The sequence below is a fragment of the Mucilaginibacter sp. PPCGB 2223 genome, from assembly GCF_001705515.1.
Taxonomy (GTDB): domain Bacteria; phylum Bacteroidota; class Bacteroidia; order Sphingobacteriales; family Sphingobacteriaceae; genus Mucilaginibacter.
Genome location: NZ_MDJS01000001.1, coordinates 247,097 through 269,132, shown reverse-complemented (window position 1 = coordinate 269,132; position 22,036 = coordinate 247,097). Strand labels below are relative to the sequence as shown.

Below are 22,036 nucleotides of genomic sequence, written 5' to 3'. Positions count from 1 at the left end.
GTTTAACTTTGGGTTAAACCCTAAACAACTCACTCCATGTAACAAAATTGTTGTAAATCTGCAATTTCGTTCAATCAATGGTGCTTTTTCTAAAAAAAATCAAAATAAAACCTACTAAATATATAAAAAAAGCACTAACTTGCTTGTCGTATTAATTTTTAACATTGATAAAAACTATTGTTAACATTAATTTAAAATACAATAAGCTTTTAATTGATACTTTCGTAAGCATTTTTAATTGGTAAGCACATAAATATCGAACATGAAAAAAACCTTACTCTACTTATTCTACTCCCTTTTGTTTTTATTGCCCACACAGTTGATGGCGCAAATCGCCAATCACGTAGTTATTAGCCAGGTTTACGGCGGCGGCGGCAATACGAACGCAGTTTTCACCAACGATTTTGTTGAATTGTACAACCCCACGAGCAATGACGTCGTCATGACCAACTGGTCGCTTCAATACGCTTCCGCTGCAGGTACAGCATGGGGAGTGTCCACTTCGTCAACCATAGCGCCGTTTTCTGGTACTATTAAAGCACACGGATATTTTTTGATCGGCCTGGCCGCAGGCACAACTGTTACTAATAAACCATTGCCAACTACCGACGCTACGGGCCCCATTAATATGAGTGCAGCGGCTGGTAAAATTGCGCTGGTTAACAACAGCACACAGATAAGCCAGGTTGCCAACCCTACCGACGCAAGTATTGTTGATTTATTAGGCTTTTATACCTCGGGCGGTGCTACGGTAACTACCGGCTTCGAAACGGCTTACCTGACAATACCATCTACTGTAACATCCAACACGTGGGCTGCTCAGCGTATCGCAAATGCTACCTCAACAGCCGCATCTCTTTCGGCAGGCGGAGCAGATGCAAGTGCAGGCAATGGTTGGGATTCTAATAACAACTCTACCGATTTTGTTGTACAAACTACTATCGTACCTAAAAATTCAGCAACACCCATAGCCCCGGCGTTAGGCTCACCAACCCCAACTTTATCAGCAAATCCAACTTCCCTCGATTTTGGAACCACGCAAACCGTAGGCACCACCTCGGCAGCTAAAAACTTTTCGTTAAGTGGCACAAACATAGATGCGAACGGCGTTTCGCTAAGCGTGGCCGCACCTTACAGCATTTCGAGCTCGTCGACCGGAACATATGGCACATCTTTAAGCTTTACCCAGGCGCAAATGGCAAGCGCTCAGACTGTTTATGTTGAGTTTACACCGACCAATACCACAGCTGCCCCGGGCAGTGTAAGCATCACCAGTGCCGGGGCCAGCACGCAAACTGTTACCTTAACCGGAACAGGCGCTGCCGCCGTTACACCGACTTTATCGGCAAATCCAACTTCCCTCGATTTTGGAACTACGCAAACCGTAGGCACAACTTCGGCAGCTAAAAGCTTCTCGTTAAGCGGCACAAACATCGGATCGGGCGGGGTGTCGTTAAGTGTAGCCGCACCATACAGTATTTCGAGCTCTGCCACAGGAACTTATGGCACCAGTTTAACTTTTACACAGGCACAAATGGCGAGTGCGCAAACTGTTTATGTTGAGTTTGCCCCTACTACTACAACTGCTGCACCCGGCAGCATAGGCATTACCAGTACGGGTGCTACTGCGCAAACCGTATCCTTAACCGGCACAGGTGCTGCTGCGACATCTACTGGTGCAAACCATGTTGTTATAAGCCAGCTTTATGGTGGTAATGGTAATACTTACTCGTTCGATTTTATAGAATTATACAACCCGACCAGCGCCGATGTTGATATGAGCAACTGGTCGTTACAATACAACTCGGCAACGGGTACAGGTGCATTTTCCGGGTTAACCACATTTACATCGGGCACAACTATAAAGGCGCACAGCTATTTCCTGGTACAGGAGCAAGGTACCGCGGGTACGGGCACAGGTACCTCACCTACAGCCGACCTTACTACAAGCGGTACAACCAATAACTTCAACATGTCGGGCACGGCGGGCAAAATTGCCTTAGTTAACGGTACGACTCTCTTATCGGCCCCACCTACGCTGCCAAGCGCAGCTATTATTGATTTTGTTGGTTACGGCACTACCGCTGCCTATTATGAGGGAAGCGCAGCTGCACCGGCACCATCGTCTACAACATCTATCATCCGTAAAGCATCAGCTACTTCCACCGCTTCTACACTTGCTACCGGAGGTTCTGAAGCAACCGCAGGTAACGGGTACGATACCGATAACAACGGCAGCGATTTTGTGGTAGCTTCAACTATCAACCTAAGAACTTCGGCTACTCCGGCAGCGCCACCATTGGGCCCATCGTTAGCTCTTGCGCCAACAAGTTTAACTTTTAGCCAAACTGTGGGGACTACCTCAGCGGCGCAATCGTTTACTATTACCGGCAGTAGCTTAACTGCCGGAGCAACCGTTACTACCAGTGCACCTTACGCTGTTTCAACATCAGCAACAGGCACTTACAGTACTTCGGTAACTTTTACTCAATCGCAATTGAGCAGCGCCCAAACGGTATATGTACAGTTCACGCCAACCGCAGCAGGGCCAGCCAGCGGCTCAGTTACTGTTGCCAGCACAGGCGCGACAAGCCAATCCGTAACATTGAATGGTACCGGTACTACTGCTGCGGCCCCAACTTTGAGTGCAACACCGGCAACGTTAACTTTCAGCCAGTCTGTCGGTTCAACATCGGCTGCCCAAAGCTTCTCAGTTAGCGGCACCAATATACCATCTACAGGTGTTACTGTAACTGTGGCCGCACCTTATGCCATTGCAACTTCGGCCGCAGGCACTTATGGTACAAGCATAACATTTACCCAGGCGCAAATGGCGGCTGCACAAACCGTGTACGTTCAGTTCACTCCTGCTGCAGTAGGGGCCGCTAACGGTACAGTAACGATAGCTTCTACCGGTGCAACATCGCAACCTGTAACATTAAATGGTACAGGTTTAGTTGCGGCGAATACTCCGCCGACCCTGAGTCCGATCAGCAATGTCACACTTTGCTATACGCCGGTACAGCAAACCATCGCGCTGAGCGGCATTACGCCGGGGGCAGAATCAGCACAAACAGTCGTATTATCAATAAGCTCATCCAATCCTGCATTATTCTCACAGTTGGGCGCGTTCCCGATAGCCGGCGGCACAACAGGCCAGATAAACTATACTATTGCGCCAAATGCCAGCGGAACTGCGGTAGTTACCGTGACCGTTAAAGACAACGGCGGCATCGCAAACGGCGGTATAGATACTTATACCACCAACTTTAATATAACAGTAAACAGCCTGCCAAACGTTAATATAGTAAGTAATGTCGGCACTAATATCACCAAAGGCGTTACGGCGCAGCTCACTGCCACCGCAGGCGGTACTACCTATGCCTGGACACCGGCAGCCGATATCATCAGCGGGCAGAACACCGCTACCGTAACAGTTCGGCCCAAAGCATCCGAAACTTTTACCGTTGTTGTTACCAATGCCAGCGGCTGCTCTACCACTCAAACTATCAGTTTAAATGTAAGCACCTTATACCCGCTGGTAACCAGCAATATCATTACACCAAACGGCGATGGTAAAAATGATACATGGATCATTAAGAATATAGACTATTATCCAACCAGCTCAGTTAAGGTGGTTGACAAAGCTGGTAAAGTAGTATTCTCGGCTACAAATTACCTTAACGATTGGGACGGAACTTACAACGGACAACCGCTTACACAAGGCACTTATTATTATGTGATAGACCTCGGCACCGGCGCTCCTAAATACACCGGTTATGTTACTATCATCAGAGACTAAACTTTACTCAGCATCACACACATGAAACTAAAATATAAACACTACATAACCGCAGCCTTTGCCTTTGCATCCGTTGCCTGTGCAACAACTGTAAAAGCACAGTTAAACCCGCTTGCATCGCAGTATTTTTCAAATCAATACCTGTTTAACCCTGCGATGGCCGGCTTAAACTCTGGTTTGAATATTAACCTGGATTACCGCAAACAAGCCATAGGTGTTGAAGGCTCGCCATCAACCCAGTCGGGAACAGCCGAATACCAGATGAACAAGGTCGGCCTGGGTTTAAATCTTTACAATGATTTTTCAGGTCTGATCAGAACCAGCCGCGCCGTGGTAACCTATGCCTATCACCTGCCAATTGGTGCAAACAACCAGAAACTTAATTTTGGTTTGTCGGCAGGTGTACTAAATCAGCACGTTCAAACCAATAATATTGTTGGTGATGCCAGCGATCAGACGGTAGCAAACTTTAACAATAAGCAAAATTATGTTGATGGTGATTTTGGCATATCATATACCAGCGATCATCTCACTATACAGGGTGTGTTGCCAAATTTGAAATCGACTTTTAAGGATAATAATACTATCGATAAATCATTATACTTTGCATCCGCGAGCTATAAACTTGGCGATCCGAAAGACATTACTTTTGAGCCAAAGGCGATTTACCGGGGTATTAAAGGTTCTAACGGTATAGTTGATGGCGGTATCGACATCGGGTTCAACGAAAACGTTTTTAACCTGCAAGGTTTGTACCATAGCAACAACACTATTACTTTCGGCGTTGGCGTTAACAAAACTTCATTTGCCGTTCTGGCTTTTTACACCACCAATACTGCAACTATCAACTATAATGCAAGTGGCGATGTGGAGTTAGGGTTAAGACTTAAATTATAAGCAGTCATAGTTTAAAAGAAAAGCACGTGTAATACTACACGGGCTTTTCTTTTTTTCACTCATTTTCTTACCACTATATTTTATATTTAATATATTTAAATTCTTAACCTATCCGCTATGAAAAAATTATTACCATTATTATTTATTACGCTGGCCATTGCTGGTTGTAAAAAAGGAAATAGCCCTGCACCCGATCCGAATGCCAATAATGCATCAAAAATTGTGGGTAAATGGAAAGACGGGGTTGCCACAAGTATTTATTATACTGGTGGTAAAGAGGTGTACCGCGAAAATTATGCTGCCCCTACCTCTATCTTAGGTTACTACGAGTTCACTACCGGCGGGCTTTTTAACGTCTATCAGCTTAACGGTTCAACATCTACGTTAATAGGTTCGCTTAGTTATACGCTCACAACGAACAATACCGTTTTACGTTTAAGCTCGGGAAGTTCTTTCCAGGATGATCCGATATCGTTCACAGATGACAATACGCTCGTTATAACTGCCACTACGACAAGCGGTGTTACCTATGTATCAAACAACGTAACGTACAATGCCGATAAAGAGGTTGATTACAGTACCTTATTGAGGATGCCATAGGTCATAACTGGTACTAAATGCCTCTATTCTTATCGATAGCCAACAAGTCGGCCGGGTTTTGTAAAGTTAACCGATATCTCTGAGTTTATTTTGTTCGACGGTTTGATTGTTTACTTCGGGTTCATGCTCGTAGCTGATAAGCGGCCTTATGATAGTTTCCCCGTTTTCGGGATAATTGCTATCGCCTGTTCGCGAAAGGCTATGTTGAGTCTCATCAGGCCGGGCGTAACTGTAACCCAACCTTCTGTTTTCCTCTTCAATAAAAGTAAACAGGTCGCCCAGGCTTGAATATACAGCCTGTAAAAACTTAAAATTAGTTGAGGTAAGGCATTGCCCCGTATCATGCGGCCCTTTGCCGGGCTCGCAAAAATTAAGTTTAGTTATTACCCCGTTTACCAGTTCGACCTCAAATTTGCCCTCGTTATGCCAGGCCAAAGTGTTTCGTATTTCTCTATAATGATCCATGGTGCAGTTAATTTTTTTATCACAATGTCGCTGCAAATGATGCTTCAGAACATTGACTATCAAAATATTAACAAGGCATATGCCAAATCGTATTTATCCCCTTACTTGTTTGTCAACATTTTCAAAAAACACGTTAATCTCACAAAGCTCACATGTATTTAATCATTGGGATATTTAATTAACTATTGAATTAAATTAGGCTTAATTTTTTTAATCAGTTAATTTAACAGCTTATGATGCTGGATAGATTTTGGGTCACAGTGTAAGGAAAATACTATTAAAACTTTTCTTCAATCCCTAAACCGAACAAAGCAAAATCGTATTTTACAGGATCGGCAGGATCAAAATGGCGCAGCGTTTCGGTAAGTTCGACAGCGGTTTGCCAGTCTGTTTGTTTGCGCGTGATTAATTTTAATTTACGTGCCACACGATCAACGTGCAGGTCGCAGGGCATAATCAGGTCGGCAGGTTTGATATGGCTCCAGATGCCGAAATCCACGCCGGTATTGTCCTTACGAACCATCCATCGCAAAAACATATTTAAGCGTTTGCAGGTTGATTTTTGCGATGGCGACGAAACGTGTTTCATCGTACGCCTGGGATGGTCGGGCAGGGAGAAGAAATAACGGCGGAAGTGGTTGAGTGAGGTTTCAATGGCAGTTGCAGCAGCAGTTTTTCCTTCCGGGGATACAAAGGCTGCCTCCAAGCTATCGTGATGCTCGTAATGATGCCTGAAGAAACTGATGAAATACAGTGTATCGGTATCATTAAACGTGCGATGCTTAAAATGTAGCAACTTTTTCAGATCGGGCTCCCGGTGGTTCATAATGAAATCATAAGGTGCACCGTCCATCAGGTTGATCAGTTCTTTACATTTATTGATGATGGTAACCCTTTGCCCCCAGGCCAATGTAGCCGCCCAAAAACCCATGATCTCGATATCCTGTTTTTGGGTAAACAGGTGCGGGATACTGATGGGATCGTTAGGAATAAAATCCGGACGGTTGTATTGCTGGACTTTACTATCGAGGAAGGCTTTCAGATTCTCTATCATGAGCAAGGAATAAGAAGCAAAGGGCAAATATCTTTAAAATACTCCTGAGATCTTTGCTCCTTGTTCTTTAATCTATTTAGGATAGTGCCTGTTTCAAATCCTCCAGCAAATCGTCGATGTCTTCTACACCCACGCTTAAACGTAACAGGCTATCTACAACACCGGCTTTTTCGCGAAGTTCTTTCGGGATGCTGCCGTGGGTCATGCTCACCGGGTGGTTGATCAGCGATTCAACACCACCTAACGACTCTGCAAGTGTAAATACTTTAAATGAGCCGGCCAGTTTATACGTATCTTCTAAAGTAGCGCCCTTGATGGTAAATGATATCATCCCGCCAAAATCGCGCATTTGCTTTTTAGCAATATCGTGGTTAGGGTGATCTTCAAAACCCGGCCAGTATATCTTATCAACCTTTGGATGACTCTTTAAAAAATGGGCTACCTGGCGGCCATTCTCGCAATGCGCTTTCATACGCAGGTGCAGTGTTTTAATACCGCGAAGCACTAAAAAGCTATCCATAGGCCCGGGTGTTGCCCCGGTTGCGTTGTAAAAGAACCAGAGTTTTTTATACAACTCATCATCGTTCATCATTAAAGCGCCCATTACCACATCGCTATGCCCACCCAAGTATTTGGTAGCCGAGTGCATGACCAGATCGGCACCCAGGTCGATAGGGTTTTGCAGGTACGGCGATGCAAACGTATTATCAACACAAAGCAGTATCTGATGCGCTTTCGCGATCCTGGCTACACCTGCTATATCGATGATCTTCATCGTTGGGTTGGTAGGTGTTTCCAGCCAGATCAGTTTAGTTTTTTCATTGATATAGGGCGCAATATTCTCAGGTTTGGAGATATCGATAAAATGGAATTTAATGCCATAGTTAGCAAATATCTTAGTAAACATGCGGTAAGAGCCGCCATAAAGGTCATCACCGGTAATGACTTCATCGCCCGGTGCAAGCAGCTTCATTACCGAATCGGTAGCGCCCAATCCGCTCGAAAAGGCTAAACCATGTTTAGCGTTCTCCAAAGCTGCCAAACAATCTTCCAGCGCCTTACGGGTTGGGTTTGTACCGCGCGAGTATTCATAACCCTTGTTATCGCCAGGCTGTTTTTGCCAGTAGGTTGATGTTTGGTATATCGGCGTCATCACCGCGCCGGTTGTTGGGTCAGGCTCCTGCCCTGCATGTATAGCTTTGGTTGCGAATTTCATGATAGCATGATGTTGAGCCCCCCAGTCCCCTAAAGGGGGAGCAATTATAAACGACTGAATTCCTTTAGGGAAGGAACTTTTATTCCCCCTTCAGGGGGTTAGAGGGCCTAATACGCTCGTGCGAATAAGACCCTTTGCGTGCTTGGCTTACCTGTTACCATACAAACGCCATCTTCTTGCGGGTTATCCAGCGGTATGCAGCGTATAGTAGCTTTGGTTTCTTCTTTAATGCGTTGCTCTGTCTCCGGCGTGCCGTCCCAATGTGCTGAGATAAAGCCTGGTGTTTCGTCGAGCATTTGTTTAAACTCATCGTAGCTATCGGCCTTACGGGTATTCTCCGTACGAAACTTTAAAGCTTTTTGATAGATATTATCCTGGATATCAACCAGCAGCTTTTCAATATTTTCGGCTAAACCTGCCTGCTGTACCGTTTCTTTTGTTTTTGTATCCCGGCGCGCCAGCTCGGCAGTACCGTTTGTCAGATCGCGCCCGCCTATGGCAACACGCAAAGGTATGCCCTTTAGTTCGTATTCGGCAAATTTAAAGCCCGGCCGTTGTGTATCCCTATCGTCATATTTTACACGGATATTTTTAGCTTTTAATTGTTTGATCAGGTCATCAGCTACAGCCGATATCCGGGCCAGCTCTTCATCACTTTTAAAAATAGGCACAATAACTACTTGTATCGGCGCCAGCTTCGGCGGCAATACCAGGCCGGCATCATCCGAATGGGCCATTACCAATGCACCCATCAAACGGGTTGATACACCCCACGAGGTAGCCCAAACGTGGTCGAGCTTACCTTCCTTATTGGCAAATTTTACATCAAAGGCTTTGGCAAAATTCTGACCTAAAAAGTGCGATGTTCCTGCCTGTAAGGCCTTTCCATCCTGCATCAATGCCTCTATACAATAAGTATCCAAAGCACCTGCAAAACGCTCGTTAGGCGTTTTACGCCCTTTAATAACCGGTAACGCCAGCCAGTTTTCGGCAAAGTCGGCATATACGTTTAACATTTGCTCGGTTTCGGCAATGGCTTCTTCGGCTGTGGCATGGGCGGTGTGCCCTTCCTGCCATAAAAATTCGGTAGTACGTAAAAACAAACGGGTACGCATTTCCCAGCGCACTACGTTGGCCCATTGGTTAACCAGGATTGGCAAATCGCGGTATGATTGTATCCAGCCTTTATAAGTATTCCAGATAATAGTTTCCGAAGTTGGACGAACTATGAGTTCTTCCTCCAATTTAGCATCTTCGTCTACAATAATATTGCCATTGCCATCGTTCTTTAGGCGGTAATGTGTTACAACCGCACACTCCTTGGCAAAACCATCAACGTGGCTGGCCTCTTTCGAGAAGAAGGATTTGGGTATAAAAAGCGGAAAATACGCATTGCTGTGCCCTGTTTCTTTAAACATTTGATCGAGTACAGCCTGCATCTTCTCCCAGATGGAATAACCGTATGGCTTGATCACCATACAGCCCCTTACTGCCGAATGCTCTGCCAGGTCTGCTTTGACAACCAGATCGTTAAACCATTGCGAATAATCCTCGTCTTTACTAATGATCCCCTTGCTCATAGCGTGCTATAAAAATTTGACTGTGAAATTATGTTTATTATTGCCGCCAAATTTATAAATTTATACGTTATTTGAACTTTTACTTTTTAACCAATAAACCATGAAACTGAACATTACTAAAGGATTGTTCCTTATAGGTGCTATCGCAGCACTGAGTTCCTGTTCTACTCAAAATAAAATAGCCTCGGCTAAAAGCGATGGTTATGACGATGTTTATAACACAACCGCTAAAGCCGGCGATCAGCCTGTATATGCAGAAAGGGTGAATAATTACCGGCATGACAACTACACGACTACCGTGACCGACTATGGCGATGACTATTATACTTACGATAGCTATTCGGCAAGGTTGAATCGTTTTTACAATTCGCCCTTTGCCTTATCGTACTACGATAACCTGTATTATGGTAGTGTAAGCCCATATTTCGTAGGACTTAACCCCTATTACAGCGGCATAGGTTTAAGCTTAAGCTATGGCATTGGCTATGGTTACTATGGCGGCTATGCTTACAATCCTTTTTATAACTACTACGGTTATGGGTCGGGTTATTACGGTTTAGGCTATGGGGGATATTACGGTTATGGTGGTTATTACGGATCCCCGTATGGTGGTGTTTACTCGTACTATAATACAGTAGGTGGTAACTACGCTACCGCCCGCCCCTACCGCGGTTCGGGTTTAGCAAACGCTACACTTCCAAACCTAAGCCGCACCGGCGGATACACGCCACCGGCAAACACACGTCAGCCACGCACAACAAGCGTTAACCCTTATCCGGGCAATAATACGCCAACCATACAGCAGGTTAACAGGCCGCAGCCAACTTTCCAGCCACAGCCTCAACCGTCATACCAGCCATCATCGGGCAGCAGCAACAGCGGTAGCTCATCATCGGGCAGCAGCGGCGGCGGTGGGGCCCGTCCGGTAAGGCCATAATTTGCTATCAATTAAAAAGAAACAAGTATTTAACCGGTGTGCAATAAATAACAAACTAAAGCGTAATTACTACGATTGCATACCGGTTAAATAAAGTGCTTAGCTTAAAATAGTTTCTTGATAAAAATAAAGTCTACATCAAAACATCTTACTTTAATGAAGGTCAAATATTTGTTAACTGCGGTGGCTATAGTAGTCATCGCCCAAAATAGTTTTGCTCAATATTCGCAGGACGCCGTCCTGTTTTCAACCGGGCAAACCGGCTCTACATCCCGTATCAAAGCTATAGGTAATGCCCAAACTGCCATCGGGGGCGATTTAAGCTCTATCAGCGGTAACCCGGCGGGTATTGGTTTTTTCACACATTCTGAAGCAGCTTTCACCCCGGAGTTCAATTCGTCGAAGATCAAGTCAACCTATCTGGGTACCGCAAACAGCGGGAGCACATCCAACCTCAACTTTAATAATGCTGCGGCTGTATTTTACTCAAGGCTTAATACTCCACGCGGTTCAGACAAAACGCAAGGATGGCTAAGCCTTAATTTCGGCGTATCGTATAACCGTAAAAATGATTTTTATGCAAATGTAAATTACGGAGGCAAAAACAATAATAATTCGATAACTGACTATTACGCCAGCCTTGCCAATACGTATGGAGTCGACCCGGGCAATAGCCTTCAGGATTGGGCTTATGATCATGCCCTGATTGATCTTTATTATATTAATCCATCCAACCCCAGCCAGGGCACAACTTACCGTGGCAACGCCAAACCCGGTGTTACACAAACCAATAACATGATCAGGGAAGGTGGCGAAAACGAATTCAGCTTATCGATGGGCGCTAACTACAGCAATAAACTTTATCTTGGCCTGGGTATCGGCATTACCAGCCTGCGTTACAACCTTGATAATACATTTACCGAAAGCGGTGCTGCATCTATTTTGGATGCCAACAACAACCCGATGAACGTAACTTATACTTCTGTATATAACCAAAACCAGGTTACCACCGGCGATGGCTTTAACGCCCGTTTAGGATTTATTTACAAGCCTGCGGATGCGATAAGAATAGGTGCAACTTTTACCACACCAACTTATTACACTGTACAGGACGACTATTCGGAAAGCCTGCGCACACAATATAATGTTGGTTCGCCTTCACCAGGTGGCCCAGCCGATTACCCTTTTACCTATAACTTCCACACGCCTTTAAAAGTTAGCGGCGGTATGGCCGTATTTTTTGGCACCTATGGCTTTTTAACTGCCGATGCCGAATATGTTGATTACTCATCGGTTAAATTGAGCAGCACAGACGGATATGACGCAACACAGGATAACCACGATATTAAAACCGGGTACCAATCGACAGCTAATATCCACGCGGGTGGCGAACTGCATTTAGACCAGGTATTCATCCGGGGCGGCTACAGTGTACAGGGTAACCCTCAAAAAGGTATCGAGAGTACCAAAACCATCAGCGGCGGCATAGGCGTTAGGTTTGAGAAGTTTTATGTTGACGCCACTTTTACCAATGTAAAGGGAAGCCAAACCATGTATCCATACGTATTGGCTACCAATTCGCCTGCGGCCAGTTTAGACAAGACCTACAATAACGGCTTTTTGACCGTAGGGTTTAAATTTTAACAATAGCCTTTTTGATATGCTGAACCTGCCGGCTTTCGGCAGGTTTTTTTATGTTTGCCCGATAACTTTGCCGATGTCTGTATTAACACCTTTTATTGATGAAAAATTCGACGGACAGGTCTGGAAATTTGTTATCGACGGACGTGCCGGCCTGTTGCTTGCCGAAATACGAAATACCGGTGGACGGGAGGTATCATTTGCATCCATTAACTTAAACACAGGCAAACTTAATTTTACGGGCCTTAACCTGCCCGAAAAATGGTTGATAGGATTGGAGGGTTCATTTGAAGGCACGTTATTGTTACACGGATTCCAATCGGCGCAAAGCCCGGTACGCAAGGGCATTTATGCTTTTGACGGCGAAACAGGGTTACCGCTGTGGAGCAACTATAACGATGTAATAAGCCAGCTAACCATTAATGGGCCGGCAGCATACAATACCCAGGTACATCCCCCGGTATTTTATTTGCTCGATAGTAAAACCGGTGCAACATTGCGGCCGTATAATCCGTCTGTTGATACGGAGATAGTTCAGGATATCACACTCCCAACTATCTTAACCAGTATGCCATCAGACTTAAATATTTCTTTTGATGGTGAACCAACCGGTAATTGCCATTATATGGAGCACAATGGTTTTAGAATTGTATCTTTGCACACTTTGAACCAAGGCATCCTCAAACAGCAATTGTTGGTTATGTTTGACGGTAAGCCGGTTTACGAGGATATATTAACTGACGAGATACAAAAATTACAACCCGAAGCGTTTATTAGGTATAAAAACCATTTAATATACATTAAAAACACACGGGAGTTAAAAATTTTAAATTTATAGCTGCTGCTAAACAAAAATGATGAAGTTAAAATCTCTGCTTTTCACCATTGTATTGTCATCGCTAACAGCAACGGTTTTTGCAAATCCCCTATTCGACTCGATAGGCGTTGAAAACCAGAATGGCAAAAAAGTAATTCTGCATAAGCTCGATCCCAAAGACAATTTTTATTCGATAGGGCGCAGGTACAATGTATCGGCAAATGCCATCATGGCCTTGAATAAAGACGCCAAAATGCAGGTTGGCGATATCATTAAAGTACCTACCGATATCCCGTTTTCAGATAAACAGACCAACCATCCCGCAGCAACAAATAAACCGGGCGGCAAAGCGCAAACCATGCAATATAAGGTTTCGCAGGGCGAGACACTTTTTGGCATAGCCAAAAAGTTTGGCAGTACGGTTGATGAACTGATCATGACGAATGGGTTAAAATCGAACACATTGATGCCTGGGCAGGTATTGCTGGTAAAATCGGCAAACCCGGCTACCGAAACTGTGGCAGAAGCACCGCCGGCAAAGCAACAACCCGAAAAGGTTACCGAAAAGCCGGTTGAGAAACCTATAGTTAAAACAGCGCCGCCGGTCGAAAAACCGGTAACCAAACCAGCCGAATCCAAACCAGCCGAAAAGCCTGTAAACAAATCAAAAGTACCTGTTAAAACCGAAGATACTTTTGTTGAACAACCGGATATGCCGCAAACACCTGTCGCCAAACGCGATAGTACAAAGGTTTCGCCGCACGACACGGTTGATTTCTCAGGTCACAAAATTGTAGGCGACAGGTATGGATTGAGTGAAAAGAATGAAAGCGGTATAGCCGTTTGGATGGATAATGAAAGTATCGACCCTAATAAAAAACTGATACTGCACCGCACCGCGCCTGTAGGCACCGTAATAAAAATCACCAACCCCATGACCAACCGCACTACCTTTGCCAAAGTTGTGGGCCGCTTTACCGAAAACGAAAACACCAAAGATGTGATCGTAGTTATGACCAAAAATGTAGCCGAATCGCTTGGTGCCTTAGATAAACGCTTTCATGTATCTATAAGCTACGGTATCCCGAATGAGTAAACCTTATATTATTGGCATAGCCGGCGGCAGCGGCTCTGGCAAAACGTTTTTTTTAAACTGCTTTTTAAATCATTTTAAAAAGGAAGAAGTGTGCCTGGTATCGCAGGATGACTATTATATCCCTGTGGCTGATAACATGACGCCCGAAGAGAACAAGCTGTATAATTTTGATCTGCCGCATACCATCGATAGGGAGCACTTTATAAGCGATATCAACAAAATTATTGCCGGCGAATCGTTCACCAAAAAAGAATACTGCTTTGGGAACCCTAACGCCGTACCCAAAATGCTGGAGATTAAACCGGCACCTATCGTAATAGTTGAAGGGTTGTTCATTCTGCATTTCAGGGATATTGCCGACCTGCTCGATATGAAGATATTTATCGATGCCGATGAAGATGTAGCTTTGCAGCGCCGCTTAAAGCGCGACCTGATAGAGCGTGGTTACTCGCACGATGACGTGATGTACAAATGGATAAACCACGTCGTACCTGCATACAAAGAGTTTTTGCTACCCTATATGGGCGAATGTGATAAAGTGATCACTAACAACAGCCATGTAGCCGAGGATATTATTGCTGTTACCGAGGAGATAAGCGCAGAGCTTAAAGCATTGTTGAATGGTTGATTAAGTGAATAGTTAACAACCAAATAGATCAACTTAATAAACTCAGTTAACCACTCACCTGATCAACCTGGTAAACTACTTAACCTCAAATCATCATCTCGGGTATCTCGCCTTCAATAATCAATTTCCCGGCGGTAGCGGCTTTAATTTCGTCAATGCTTACGCCCGGTGCACGCTCCAGTAGCTTAAAACCACCGCCGGGCAATACATCCAGTACAGCCAGTTCGGTAACTATTTTTTTAACGCAGTTAATACCTGTTAAAGGCAAAGTGCATTTCGGCAACAGCTTTGACTCGCCTGCTTTGTTTACATGCTGCATAGCTACAATGATATTCTCGGCCGATGCTACCAGGTCCATCGCGCCGCCCATGCCTTTCACCATCTTGCCGGGTATCTTCCAGTTGGCTATGTCGCCGTTCTCGGATACCTCCATAGCGCCAAGTATAGTCAGATTCACCTTGCGCGCGCGGATCATACCGAAACTCATGGCCGAATCAAACACAGCCGAACCAGGCAGCATGGTAATGGTTTGCTTACCGGCGTTGATGGTATCCGGGTCTTCTTCGCCCTCGAACGGGAAAGGCCCCATGCCCAGCAAACCGTTCTCGGATTGTAAAACAACACTAATATCTTTTGGTATGTAATTGGCAACCAGCGTTGGGATGCCAATTCCGAGGTTAACATAATAGCCGTCCTTCACCTCGCGCGCAATGCGTTTGGCAATACTGTTTTTATCAAGCATCGGTTTATAAAATGTATACCAAATGTAGCAAAGTTTCGCGCTTAGTTAACCTGCTCAAAAAGTAAATTGATGTTCGGGTCGATGTTCAGCATCGAAGGCTTTTCGGATAAGGGTATCTGTATATCCTTGGTTTTGCCGTTGATATTGAAACTAAATACTTTAGGCGTTCCGGGTACCGAAAACTCCAGCGGGAAGTTAAACACATACTCCTGTGTTTGTTCGACGTGTACGTTCAGCATCTTTGCGGCCGCATCGTACTCATAATTAATTTTGAGTTTTGGATGGCCGGGCGTGCGCAGCCACTGATTAAAAAATGTTTGCAGGTTTAACCCGGAGTTGATCTCAAAAACATGCCTCAGGTCGTCGGTATTCGCGTTTTTATCACGATACACATTGTAATAGGCTCTGATAGAGCGCCAAAATATCTCATCGCCTAATTTGCGGCGCAGCATATGCAGCACCCATCCGCCCTTTTCGTAACTATTGGCGTTGAGCAGTTGTGTAAAGTTTTTGGTCACGGCTGTGTCTATTACAGGTGTAAACCGGCGCCTGGCAAACGCAATTATCTTTCGGCGTTGTGTTTGCAGTGTTTTCATCAAGGTATCAACGCCGTACCGGTGCTCCAGGTAAAGGTCGGTAAAGTAGGTGGCAAACCCTTCGCTCAGCCAAAGGTGCGCCCAGCTTTTTTCGGAAGCGGCATCGCCAAACCATTGGTGAGCTATCTCGTGCGCCATTAACGATTCGATACCCTTATCCCCTACCGATTGCTCAAAATAGAATATGCAGCTGGCATTTTCCATGCCTCCAAAGATGGTTTTAGATTGTACGTTAGCCAGTTTTTCGTAGGAGAACGGCCCGATGTTATTAACGTAATACTGCAAAATCGGCCGGGCTACCGCATAATCCTGAAACCCCCTTACTTTATTCTCGTTAAAAACATAGGTATAAACATGCGTCGCGCCTACGTCGCCCGGATGATCTATGGCAAACTCGGCAACGCCGATAACCATTACCTTGGTCGAAACCGGCGCGCTCTCCTTGTAATGCGTCAGTTTTAAATACCCCGGCAACTGTGTTTCGCTTACTTTTGCCCCATTGGCCACAACCTGGTAATGATCGGGAGCAGTAACTGTAAAATCAACGGTGGCTTTATCGGCCGGGTGATCAACACAGGGCAGCCAGTTATGCGCCCTGTTGGGCCAGTTATCGCCAAAAAAGGTTCGGTGCCCAAACATATTGTTAGATATAATGAGGCCATCGGAAGGGACGCCCGAATAAGTAATCGTATAGCTGTGGCTTTCGGACCGTTTAGCGGGGGCATAGATCACCACGTTGTCGCTGTCCTGTTCAAATTTAACGGGATTACCCATTTCGGTTACAGCAGATACCAGCATCCCCTTACCCGATTTGTTGGCCCTGACCAGGTTAAGCGAAAAAGTATCGCTGTTTTTGAGATAGCGTACATCAATCGTGGCTTCGCCTTTAATTGTGTTGTTTTCATCGTTAAGTTGTATAACAAAGCCATAGTGCCGCACATCAACGGCAGCATCGGGCAGTTGTGCCAGAGCGGTTTTCGAGAAAACCAATAAAAACAGAAAAGCTAAGCAGGTACGATGCATAAAGGATGAATTTTATCTTTTAAAGATATAAAAAGCGCGGTGCTTATCTATGCTTATTTATTGCAGATATTTTGTTTGTAGCTAACCGTTGTTTACCTTTGTGTACTGCAATTGCAGTCATTTCAATTTAAAGGTTCGCACCTCAGTATCTCAGCTTTCCCTCTCGCGGAATTAAATACTACGCAACCGATAGATCATCAAATCATTTTTTATTTTTATTCAATGACTCCAGAACAACCATTTGATTATAATTCGACGCGCAGTAAACTGTTGCTGTCGGAGTACGGCCGGAACGTACAAAACATGGTAAAGTATATTGTTGCTTTACCCACCAAAGAAGAACGCAACCGATACGCCGCGGTGGTGATAGACCTGATGGGTTTTTTAAATCCTCACCTTCGCGATGTTGCCGATTTTAAACATAAGCTTTGGGATCACCTGCACATTATCTCGAACTTCGAAATAGATGTCGACTCGCCTTACCCGCCACCGAGCCCGGATGCGATACACCTGAAACCGGAACCTTTAAAATATCCGCATCAGCGTATCAAATACAAGCATTATGGCAAAACCATCGAGCTGATGATCAACAAAGCCAAAACCATACAGGAACCCGAGCGCCGCAACCACATGGTGCAGGCTATTGCCAATTTTATGAAAATGGCCTACGTACAATGGAACAAGGATACCGTTGCCGACGAAACCATCCTGAACCATTTACTGGAGCTATCGGGCGGCGAACTTAAGCTGGATGAAAACGTTAACCTGAACAAGGTTGAATACCGCAGTGCACCTACCCACAAAGCCGAAAACAATCGCGGCGGACGCAATAATCAAAACCGTGGCGGCGGCGGTGGCGGACGAAACAACAACAACCAGCGTCAAAATAACAACCAGAACAACCGTAACCGTAACAATGGCGGCAGCGGCGGAGGTGGCCGTAAATATTAGTCGGGAGTTCTAAGTCTCGAGCCCGGAGTCAATAGCAATTTTAATTATTTCTGCTAACTTCGAACCCGAGACTCAGGGCTATAGACTCAAGACTAAAAACTAACCAATGGGTGCATTTGAAATTAAAGGTGGCAAGCCCCTAAAGGGCGAAATAACGCCGCAGGGTGCAAAAAACGAAGCATTGCAGATACTTTCGGCAGTGTTGCTGACAGATGAAAAAGTTACCGTAAGTAATATCCCCGACATTGTCGATGTCAATAAACTGATAGAGCTGTTAGGCGATATGGGCGTAGTTGTTGAACGCATCGCTCCTGATACTTATACTTTCGAAGCCAAAAAGATTGACCTCGATTTTTTCCAAAGCGAAACCTTCAAAGCTAAAGGCGGCAGCCTGCGCGGTTCGATCATGATCGTGGGCCCCTTGCTTGCGCGTTTCGGCAAAGCGGCAATACCTAAACCTGGTGGCGACAAAATCGGCCGCCGGAGGCTCGATACGCACTTTCTGGGCTTTGAAAAATTAGGCGCACGCTTTGATTATAATCCCGAAAACGGATTTTTTAACGTTGACGCATCCAACCTTAGGGGCACATACATTTTGCTTGACGAAGCTTCGGTAACGGGTACTGCCAACGTGGTAATGGCTGCTGTATTGGCCAAAGGCACTACCACCATTTATAACGCCGCCTGCGAGCCTTACCTGCAGCAGCTTTGCAAAATGCTTAACCGCATGGGCGCTAAAATAAGCGGTATTGGCAGCAACCTGCTCACCATTGAAGGTGTTGACAGATTAGGCGGTACCGAGCACCGTATGCTACCTGATATGATCGAAATAGGATCGTTCATCGGCCTGGCTGCCATGACCGAATCGGAGATTACGATAAAAAATGTTCATTACGACGAATTGGGTATGATCCCTGATGTTTTTAAACGTTTGGGCATCAAGCTCGAGCGTCGTGGCGATGACATTTATGTACCGGCCCAGAAACATTACGAGATCGAGACCTTTATCGACGGCTCGATCATGACTATTGCCGATGCGCCATGGCCCGGCTTTACCCCCGACCTGCTGAGCATCGTTTTGGTAATAGCCACCCAGGCCAAAGGTTCGGTACTTATTCATCAAAAAATGTTTGAGAGCCGTTTGTTCTTTGTGGACAAGCTGATTGATATGGGTGCACAGATCATCCTTTGCGACCCGCACCGCGCTACCGTTATTGGTTTGGATAAACAGGTACAGCTAAGAGGAATTAAAATGACCTCGCCTGATATACGTGCCGGCGTTTCACTGCTCATAGCGGCATTATCAGCAAACGGCACATCGACCATTTATAACATCGAGCAAATTGAGCGCGGCTATCAGCACATTGATGAAAGGCTGAAAGCGCTCGGCGCAGATATTAAACGGGTTGAATAAACGCTGAGCTTCACAGGTAAACAAAAAAGGGCATTGTGTAATCCACAATGCCCTTTTTTGTTTGTTTATATCTCACTTTTACACAGTCGGATCGGCAGCGTTATCCAACTCATCGGCTATTTGTGCCGCTGATTTTTCTTTCTTAAATATCGCTGCACCAATTAAGCTAACAATGGCGCCTAAAATAGCATAACCAATGGCAATAAAAAACGCACCGCCAATGCCTGAATATTTTTTAGTCATTTCCATCGCCTTATCAATTTGTTCCTGCGACATACCTTGCTGTGCCCATAAGGCAGGTAACTTCTCTAACGATTTTTCGAAGTATTCAGGACTCAATATTGTAATATACACATAGGTAAACACCGCCATTAATAATCCGTTAAAAACAGCATACCTGAACCCGGCAGAGAAGCCCTGATTAAAAGTAATGTAACCTCCCAGTTCATCGCGAAATTCTTTCTGAGTCAGAAACAAACAGGCCAAAAACGGTATATATCCTATGTATTTTATCGGGCTGTTTATATCAAGGTTTGCGAACTGTATCGCATAGGTGATCACTATAGCGATTAGTAAACTGATAACAGCCCATTTGGTTGCTACCTTGGTAGGATTGGGTGCGGGTTTGATTTCCATAATGTTTTTATGATTGGTTAAAGGTATCTAATATACTCAATATTGCCATATCAAAGTCGTTATTCACAGCATTTTGTGCTATAAGCTTTTTGGTGTCGGCAGATGGGTTAATATCGTAAAAGAAACACATTAACGGGTAAAACAGCTCTTTCAGCTCCGATTCCTCATCCACATCGCGGGCAACCTTCGCAATCTCTTCAATGGTACTCTCCATTAATATCTGGTTTTCGATCACGGGTTCGTAGATGCGGTATTCGTCCTGGAACTCGTCTTCGTCGACCAATAAAAACTCTTTCAGGAAGTCGCCCAGTTCGGGTACAATGTCTTCGTCGTGGCATTCGTTAATATAAAGCAGCACGTTCAAAAGCTCCGTACCCCGGTCAAGCGTGTCATCCTCTATCTTTGCCCATTCGGGCGAATCGAGATAATCCTCTTCCAGTTTTTTTACATCGGCGCTAAAAAAATTCATCAGCAGCATATCAAAGAAAACCTCGCGCAGATCTTCCAACTGCGGGTTCTCATCAAATACGGCATCAAGCATATCAACCTTATCGAGGTAATCCTCATCGGCCGAGAATACTTTTACCAGTTCGTCGGTGATTGCTTTTTCGTTAAGACCCTTGCCCTGCAAAAATACGCCGATGGCGTTTTGAACAGCTAATTGTATCCTGGCGTCCATCATAAGTTTATGGTTTAAATACCTGTTTATTATTGCAGGCGAGTGTTACCCTACCTGTTAATTGCTCATCGATAAATGGGGAATTATACGATTTGGAAAGATTATTCTGTTTAGTGAAGTTCCACTGCTGCTTGGTATCAAAAACAACCAGGTTAGCCGGCTTATCTTTTTCGATAACGGCTGCATCCACGCCCAAAATCCGGCGTGGGGCTATGGCCAGTTTGTTCACCAGTACATCAACCGCTAAGCCGGCCCGTAATACCAGCGGCAAAACGGTTTGCAAGGCAATCATACCATATTCGGCCACTTCAAATTCTACCGCTTTAAATTCAACTTCATGCGGTGTATGCTGTGATACAATAGCGTCGATAGTGCCATCCTCCAAACCTTCAATCAGGGCCTTTACATCGTCTGCCGTGCGCAGGGGCGGTTTTACCTTATAATGCGAGTCGAAACCCATCAGCGCTTCGTGCGTTAGCACGAGGTGATGTGCAGCAACATCGCAGGTAACGTTTAGTCCTTTTTGTTTGGCCTGGCGTATCAGCTCGACTGACTGGCGCGTAGACACCGTGCTGAAATGTATTTTTGAACCGGTGTAGCCAACCAGGTACAGGTCGCGGGCTATCATCAGTTCTTCGGCCAATGCCGGGATGCCTTTCATCCCCAGAATAGTGCTAACATCTCCTTCGTGCACTTTAGCCTTTCCGGCGATGGCCCTATCTTCGGGATACGAAAACACCAAACCATCAAAACCCTGGGCGTATAATAAGGCGCGCTCCATCAAACCTGCGTCCTGAACGGGGTACCGCCCATCGGTAAAGGCTTTGGCGCCGCTTTGATGCATATCGAACATCTCGGCCAGATCTTTACCTTCACTTTTATGTGATATAGTGCCTAAAGGATAAATATCAACCAGGTTGCCTTTAGCTTTATTGAGTATAAACTCGACTTCAGATTTGGAATGCACAGGCGGATTGGTGTTGGGCATCAGGGCCAGGCCGGTAAAGCCACCGGCAGCAGCAGCCTTAGTGCCCGTTTGCAAGTCCTCCTTAGTTTCGAGGCCCAGTTCGCCGATATTACAGTTCAGATCAAAAAAACCGGGAGCAACATGTTTTCCCGCAGCATCAAAAATTTCGGCATCAGCCTGAATGTCTGCAGCGATATCGGCAATCAGGCCATTCCTGATCAGGATATCGGCAGTTTGACGGTGGTGTGGTGAATTTGGATCGGTAATGGTAGCAGATTTGATGAGCAAATTCATT

Annotated in this window: 19 protein-coding genes; 10 read left to right on the top strand and 9 right to left on the bottom strand. The window is 45.2% G+C overall.

Annotation, left to right across the window (positions count from 1 at the left end):
- Positions 1–262 precede the first annotated feature (262 nt).
- The 3 genes from BEL04_RS01235 to BEL04_RS01225 all read left to right on the top strand — a co-directional run bounded on the left by BEL04_RS01235 (position 263) and on the right by BEL04_RS01225 (position 5,299).
- Complete coding sequence (locus tag BEL04_RS01235) at positions 263–3,802, top strand: lamin tail domain-containing protein (RefSeq protein WP_065999336.1); 3,540 nt, start codon at positions 263–265, stop codon at positions 3,800–3,802.
- A gap of 21 nt (positions 3,803–3,823) precedes the next feature.
- The gene (locus BEL04_RS01230) at positions 3,824–4,699 is read left to right on the top strand and encodes a PorP/SprF family type IX secretion system membrane protein (RefSeq protein ID WP_065999335.1); all 876 of its coding nucleotides are present in this window, start codon (positions 3,824–3,826) and stop codon (positions 4,697–4,699) included.
- A gap of 117 nt (positions 4,700–4,816) precedes the next feature.
- Positions 4,817–5,299 carry a hypothetical protein gene (locus BEL04_RS01225; protein WP_065999333.1) on the top strand — a complete coding sequence of 161 codons (483 nt, stop codon included), beginning with the start codon at positions 4,817–4,819 and terminating at the stop codon, positions 5,297–5,299.
- Between the two features lie 66 nt (positions 5,300–5,365).
- Here BEL04_RS01225 and BEL04_RS01220 read toward each other — a convergent pair whose 3' ends face one another.
- The 4 genes from BEL04_RS01220 to proS form a co-directional block, all read right to left on the bottom strand.
- Positions 5,366–5,764 (bottom strand): hypothetical protein, encoded by a 399-nt coding sequence (locus BEL04_RS01220; protein WP_065999331.1) that lies wholly within the window; start codon positions 5,762–5,764, stop codon positions 5,366–5,368.
- 277 nt (positions 5,765–6,041) lie between these two features.
- Positions 6,042–6,818 carry a TIGR02757 family protein gene (locus tag BEL04_RS01215; RefSeq protein WP_175403973.1) on the bottom strand — a complete coding sequence of 259 codons (777 nt, stop codon included), beginning with the start codon at positions 6,816–6,818 and terminating at the stop codon, positions 6,042–6,044.
- A gap of 76 nt (positions 6,819–6,894) precedes the next feature.
- Positions 6,895–8,037 (bottom strand): cystathionine gamma-synthase, encoded by a 1,143-nt coding sequence (locus BEL04_RS01210; protein ID WP_256389361.1) that lies wholly within the window; start codon positions 8,035–8,037, stop codon positions 6,895–6,897.
- 104 nt (positions 8,038–8,141) lie between these two features.
- Positions 8,142–9,614, bottom strand: a complete 1,473-nt coding sequence (proS, locus tag BEL04_RS01205) for a proline--tRNA ligase (protein ID WP_065999321.1) — start codon at positions 9,612–9,614, stop codon at positions 8,142–8,144.
- Between the two features lie 100 nt (positions 9,615–9,714).
- On the opposite strand from proS, the gene BEL04_RS01200 reads away from it, so the two are divergent.
- The 5 genes from BEL04_RS01200 (at position 9,715) to BEL04_RS01180 (ending at position 14,733) form a co-directional block, all read left to right on the top strand.
- A complete protein-coding gene (locus BEL04_RS01200) occupies positions 9,715–10,551 on the top strand; it encodes a hypothetical protein (protein ID WP_065999319.1) in 837 nt (278 codons plus the stop codon).
- A gap of 156 nt (positions 10,552–10,707) precedes the next feature.
- The gene (locus BEL04_RS01195) at positions 10,708–12,195 is read left to right on the top strand and encodes an OmpP1/FadL family transporter (protein ID WP_065999316.1); all 1,488 of its coding nucleotides are present in this window, start codon (positions 10,708–10,710) and stop codon (positions 12,193–12,195) included.
- Positions 12,196–12,211: 16 nt separating this feature from the next.
- Complete coding sequence (locus BEL04_RS01190) at positions 12,212–13,030, top strand: DUF4905 domain-containing protein (protein WP_065999310.1); 819 nt, start codon at positions 12,212–12,214, stop codon at positions 13,028–13,030.
- Between the two features lie 16 nt (positions 13,031–13,046).
- Entirely contained in the window at positions 13,047–14,105 is a 1,059-nt protein-coding gene (locus BEL04_RS01185) for a LysM peptidoglycan-binding domain-containing protein (protein ID WP_083227708.1), read from the top strand.
- The gene (locus BEL04_RS01180; protein WP_065999302.1) at positions 14,098–14,733 is read left to right on the top strand and encodes a uridine kinase; all 636 of its coding nucleotides are present in this window, start codon (positions 14,098–14,100) and stop codon (positions 14,731–14,733) included. Before BEL04_RS01185 ends, BEL04_RS01180 begins: the two co-directional genes overlap by 8 nt.
- Positions 14,734–14,818: 85 nt before the next feature.
- Here BEL04_RS01180 and BEL04_RS01175 read toward each other — a convergent pair whose 3' ends face one another.
- A complete protein-coding gene (locus BEL04_RS01175; RefSeq protein ID WP_065999300.1) occupies positions 14,819–15,475 on the bottom strand; it encodes a 3-oxoacid CoA-transferase subunit B in 657 nt (218 codons plus the stop codon).
- A gap of 41 nt (positions 15,476–15,516) precedes the next feature.
- Positions 15,517–17,094, bottom strand: a complete 1,578-nt coding sequence (locus tag BEL04_RS01170; protein ID WP_065999298.1) for a M1 family metallopeptidase — start codon at positions 17,092–17,094, stop codon at positions 15,517–15,519.
- 222 nt (positions 17,095–17,316) lie between these two features.
- Here BEL04_RS01170 and BEL04_RS01165 point away from each other — a divergent pair, with 222 nt between their 5' ends.
- Complete coding sequence (locus BEL04_RS01165) at positions 17,317–18,045, top strand: DUF4290 domain-containing protein (protein WP_065999296.1); 729 nt, start codon at positions 17,317–17,319, stop codon at positions 18,043–18,045.
- A 106-nt stretch (positions 18,046–18,151) separates the two neighbouring features.
- The gene (gene murA / locus BEL04_RS01160; RefSeq protein WP_065999294.1) at positions 18,152–19,459 is read left to right on the top strand and encodes a UDP-N-acetylglucosamine 1-carboxyvinyltransferase; all 1,308 of its coding nucleotides are present in this window, start codon (positions 18,152–18,154) and stop codon (positions 19,457–19,459) included.
- A 78-nt stretch (positions 19,460–19,537) separates the two neighbouring features.
- Here the strand turns inward: murA and BEL04_RS01155 are convergent, their stop codons facing one another.
- From BEL04_RS01155 to BEL04_RS01145, 3 genes are read right to left on the bottom strand one after another with little or no spacing between them, the layout of a single operon-like run.
- The gene (locus BEL04_RS01155) at positions 19,538–20,095 is read right to left on the bottom strand and encodes a DUF4199 domain-containing protein (protein WP_065999291.1); all 558 of its coding nucleotides are present in this window, start codon (positions 20,093–20,095) and stop codon (positions 19,538–19,540) included.
- A gap of 7 nt (positions 20,096–20,102) precedes the next feature.
- The gene (locus tag BEL04_RS01150; protein ID WP_254659501.1) at positions 20,103–20,777 is read right to left on the bottom strand and encodes a hypothetical protein; all 675 of its coding nucleotides are present in this window, start codon (positions 20,775–20,777) and stop codon (positions 20,103–20,105) included.
- A gap of 4 nt (positions 20,778–20,781) precedes the next feature.
- Complete coding sequence (locus BEL04_RS01145) at positions 20,782–22,035, bottom strand: dihydroorotase family protein (protein WP_065999286.1); 1,254 nt, start codon at positions 22,033–22,035, stop codon at positions 20,782–20,784.
- Position 22,036 lies beyond the last annotated feature (1 nt).

Bases quoted from the DNA above. Each gene is read 5' to 3' on its own strand.
- BEL04_RS01235 (WP_065999336.1), top strand. From the start codon at position 263: ATGAAAAAAACCTTACTCTACTTATTCTACTCCCTTTTGTTTTTATTG.
- BEL04_RS01230 (WP_065999335.1), top strand. From the start codon at position 3,824: ATGAAACTAAAATATAAACACTACATAACCGCAGCCTTTGCCTTTGCA.
- BEL04_RS01225 (WP_065999333.1), top strand. From the start codon at position 4,817: ATGAAAAAATTATTACCATTATTATTTATTACGCTGGCCATTGCTGGT.
- BEL04_RS01220 (WP_065999331.1), bottom strand. From the start codon at position 5,764: ATGGATCATTATAGAGAAATACGAAACACTTTGGCCTGGCATAACGAG.
- BEL04_RS01215 (WP_175403973.1), bottom strand. From the start codon at position 6,818: ATGATAGAGAATCTGAAAGCCTTCCTCGATAGTAAAGTCCAGCAATAC.
- proS (WP_065999321.1), bottom strand. From the start codon at position 9,614: ATGAGCAAGGGGATCATTAGTAAAGACGAGGATTATTCGCAATGGTTT.
- BEL04_RS01200 (WP_065999319.1), top strand. From the start codon at position 9,715: ATGAAACTGAACATTACTAAAGGATTGTTCCTTATAGGTGCTATCGCA.
- BEL04_RS01195 (WP_065999316.1), top strand. From the start codon at position 10,708: ATGAAGGTCAAATATTTGTTAACTGCGGTGGCTATAGTAGTCATCGCC.
- BEL04_RS01190 (WP_065999310.1), top strand. From the start codon at position 12,212: ATGCTGAACCTGCCGGCTTTCGGCAGGTTTTTTTATGTTTGCCCGATA.
- BEL04_RS01185 (WP_083227708.1), top strand. From the start codon at position 13,047: ATGATGAAGTTAAAATCTCTGCTTTTCACCATTGTATTGTCATCGCTA.
- BEL04_RS01180 (WP_065999302.1), top strand. From the start codon at position 14,098: ATGAGTAAACCTTATATTATTGGCATAGCCGGCGGCAGCGGCTCTGGC.
- BEL04_RS01175 (WP_065999300.1), bottom strand. From the start codon at position 15,475: ATGCTTGATAAAAACAGTATTGCCAAACGCATTGCGCGCGAGGTGAAG.
- BEL04_RS01170 (WP_065999298.1), bottom strand. From the start codon at position 17,094: ATGCATCGTACCTGCTTAGCTTTTCTGTTTTTATTGGTTTTCTCGAAA.
- BEL04_RS01165 (WP_065999296.1), top strand. From the start codon at position 17,317: ATGACTCCAGAACAACCATTTGATTATAATTCGACGCGCAGTAAACTG.
- murA (WP_065999294.1), top strand. From the start codon at position 18,152: ATGGGTGCATTTGAAATTAAAGGTGGCAAGCCCCTAAAGGGCGAAATA.
- BEL04_RS01155 (WP_065999291.1), bottom strand. From the start codon at position 20,095: ATGGAAATCAAACCCGCACCCAATCCTACCAAGGTAGCAACCAAATGG.
- BEL04_RS01150 (WP_254659501.1), bottom strand. From the start codon at position 20,777: ATGATGGACGCCAGGATACAATTAGCTGTTCAAAACGCCATCGGCGTA.
- BEL04_RS01145 (WP_065999286.1), bottom strand. From the start codon at position 22,035: ATGAATTTGCTCATCAAATCTGCTACCATTACCGATCCAAATTCACCA.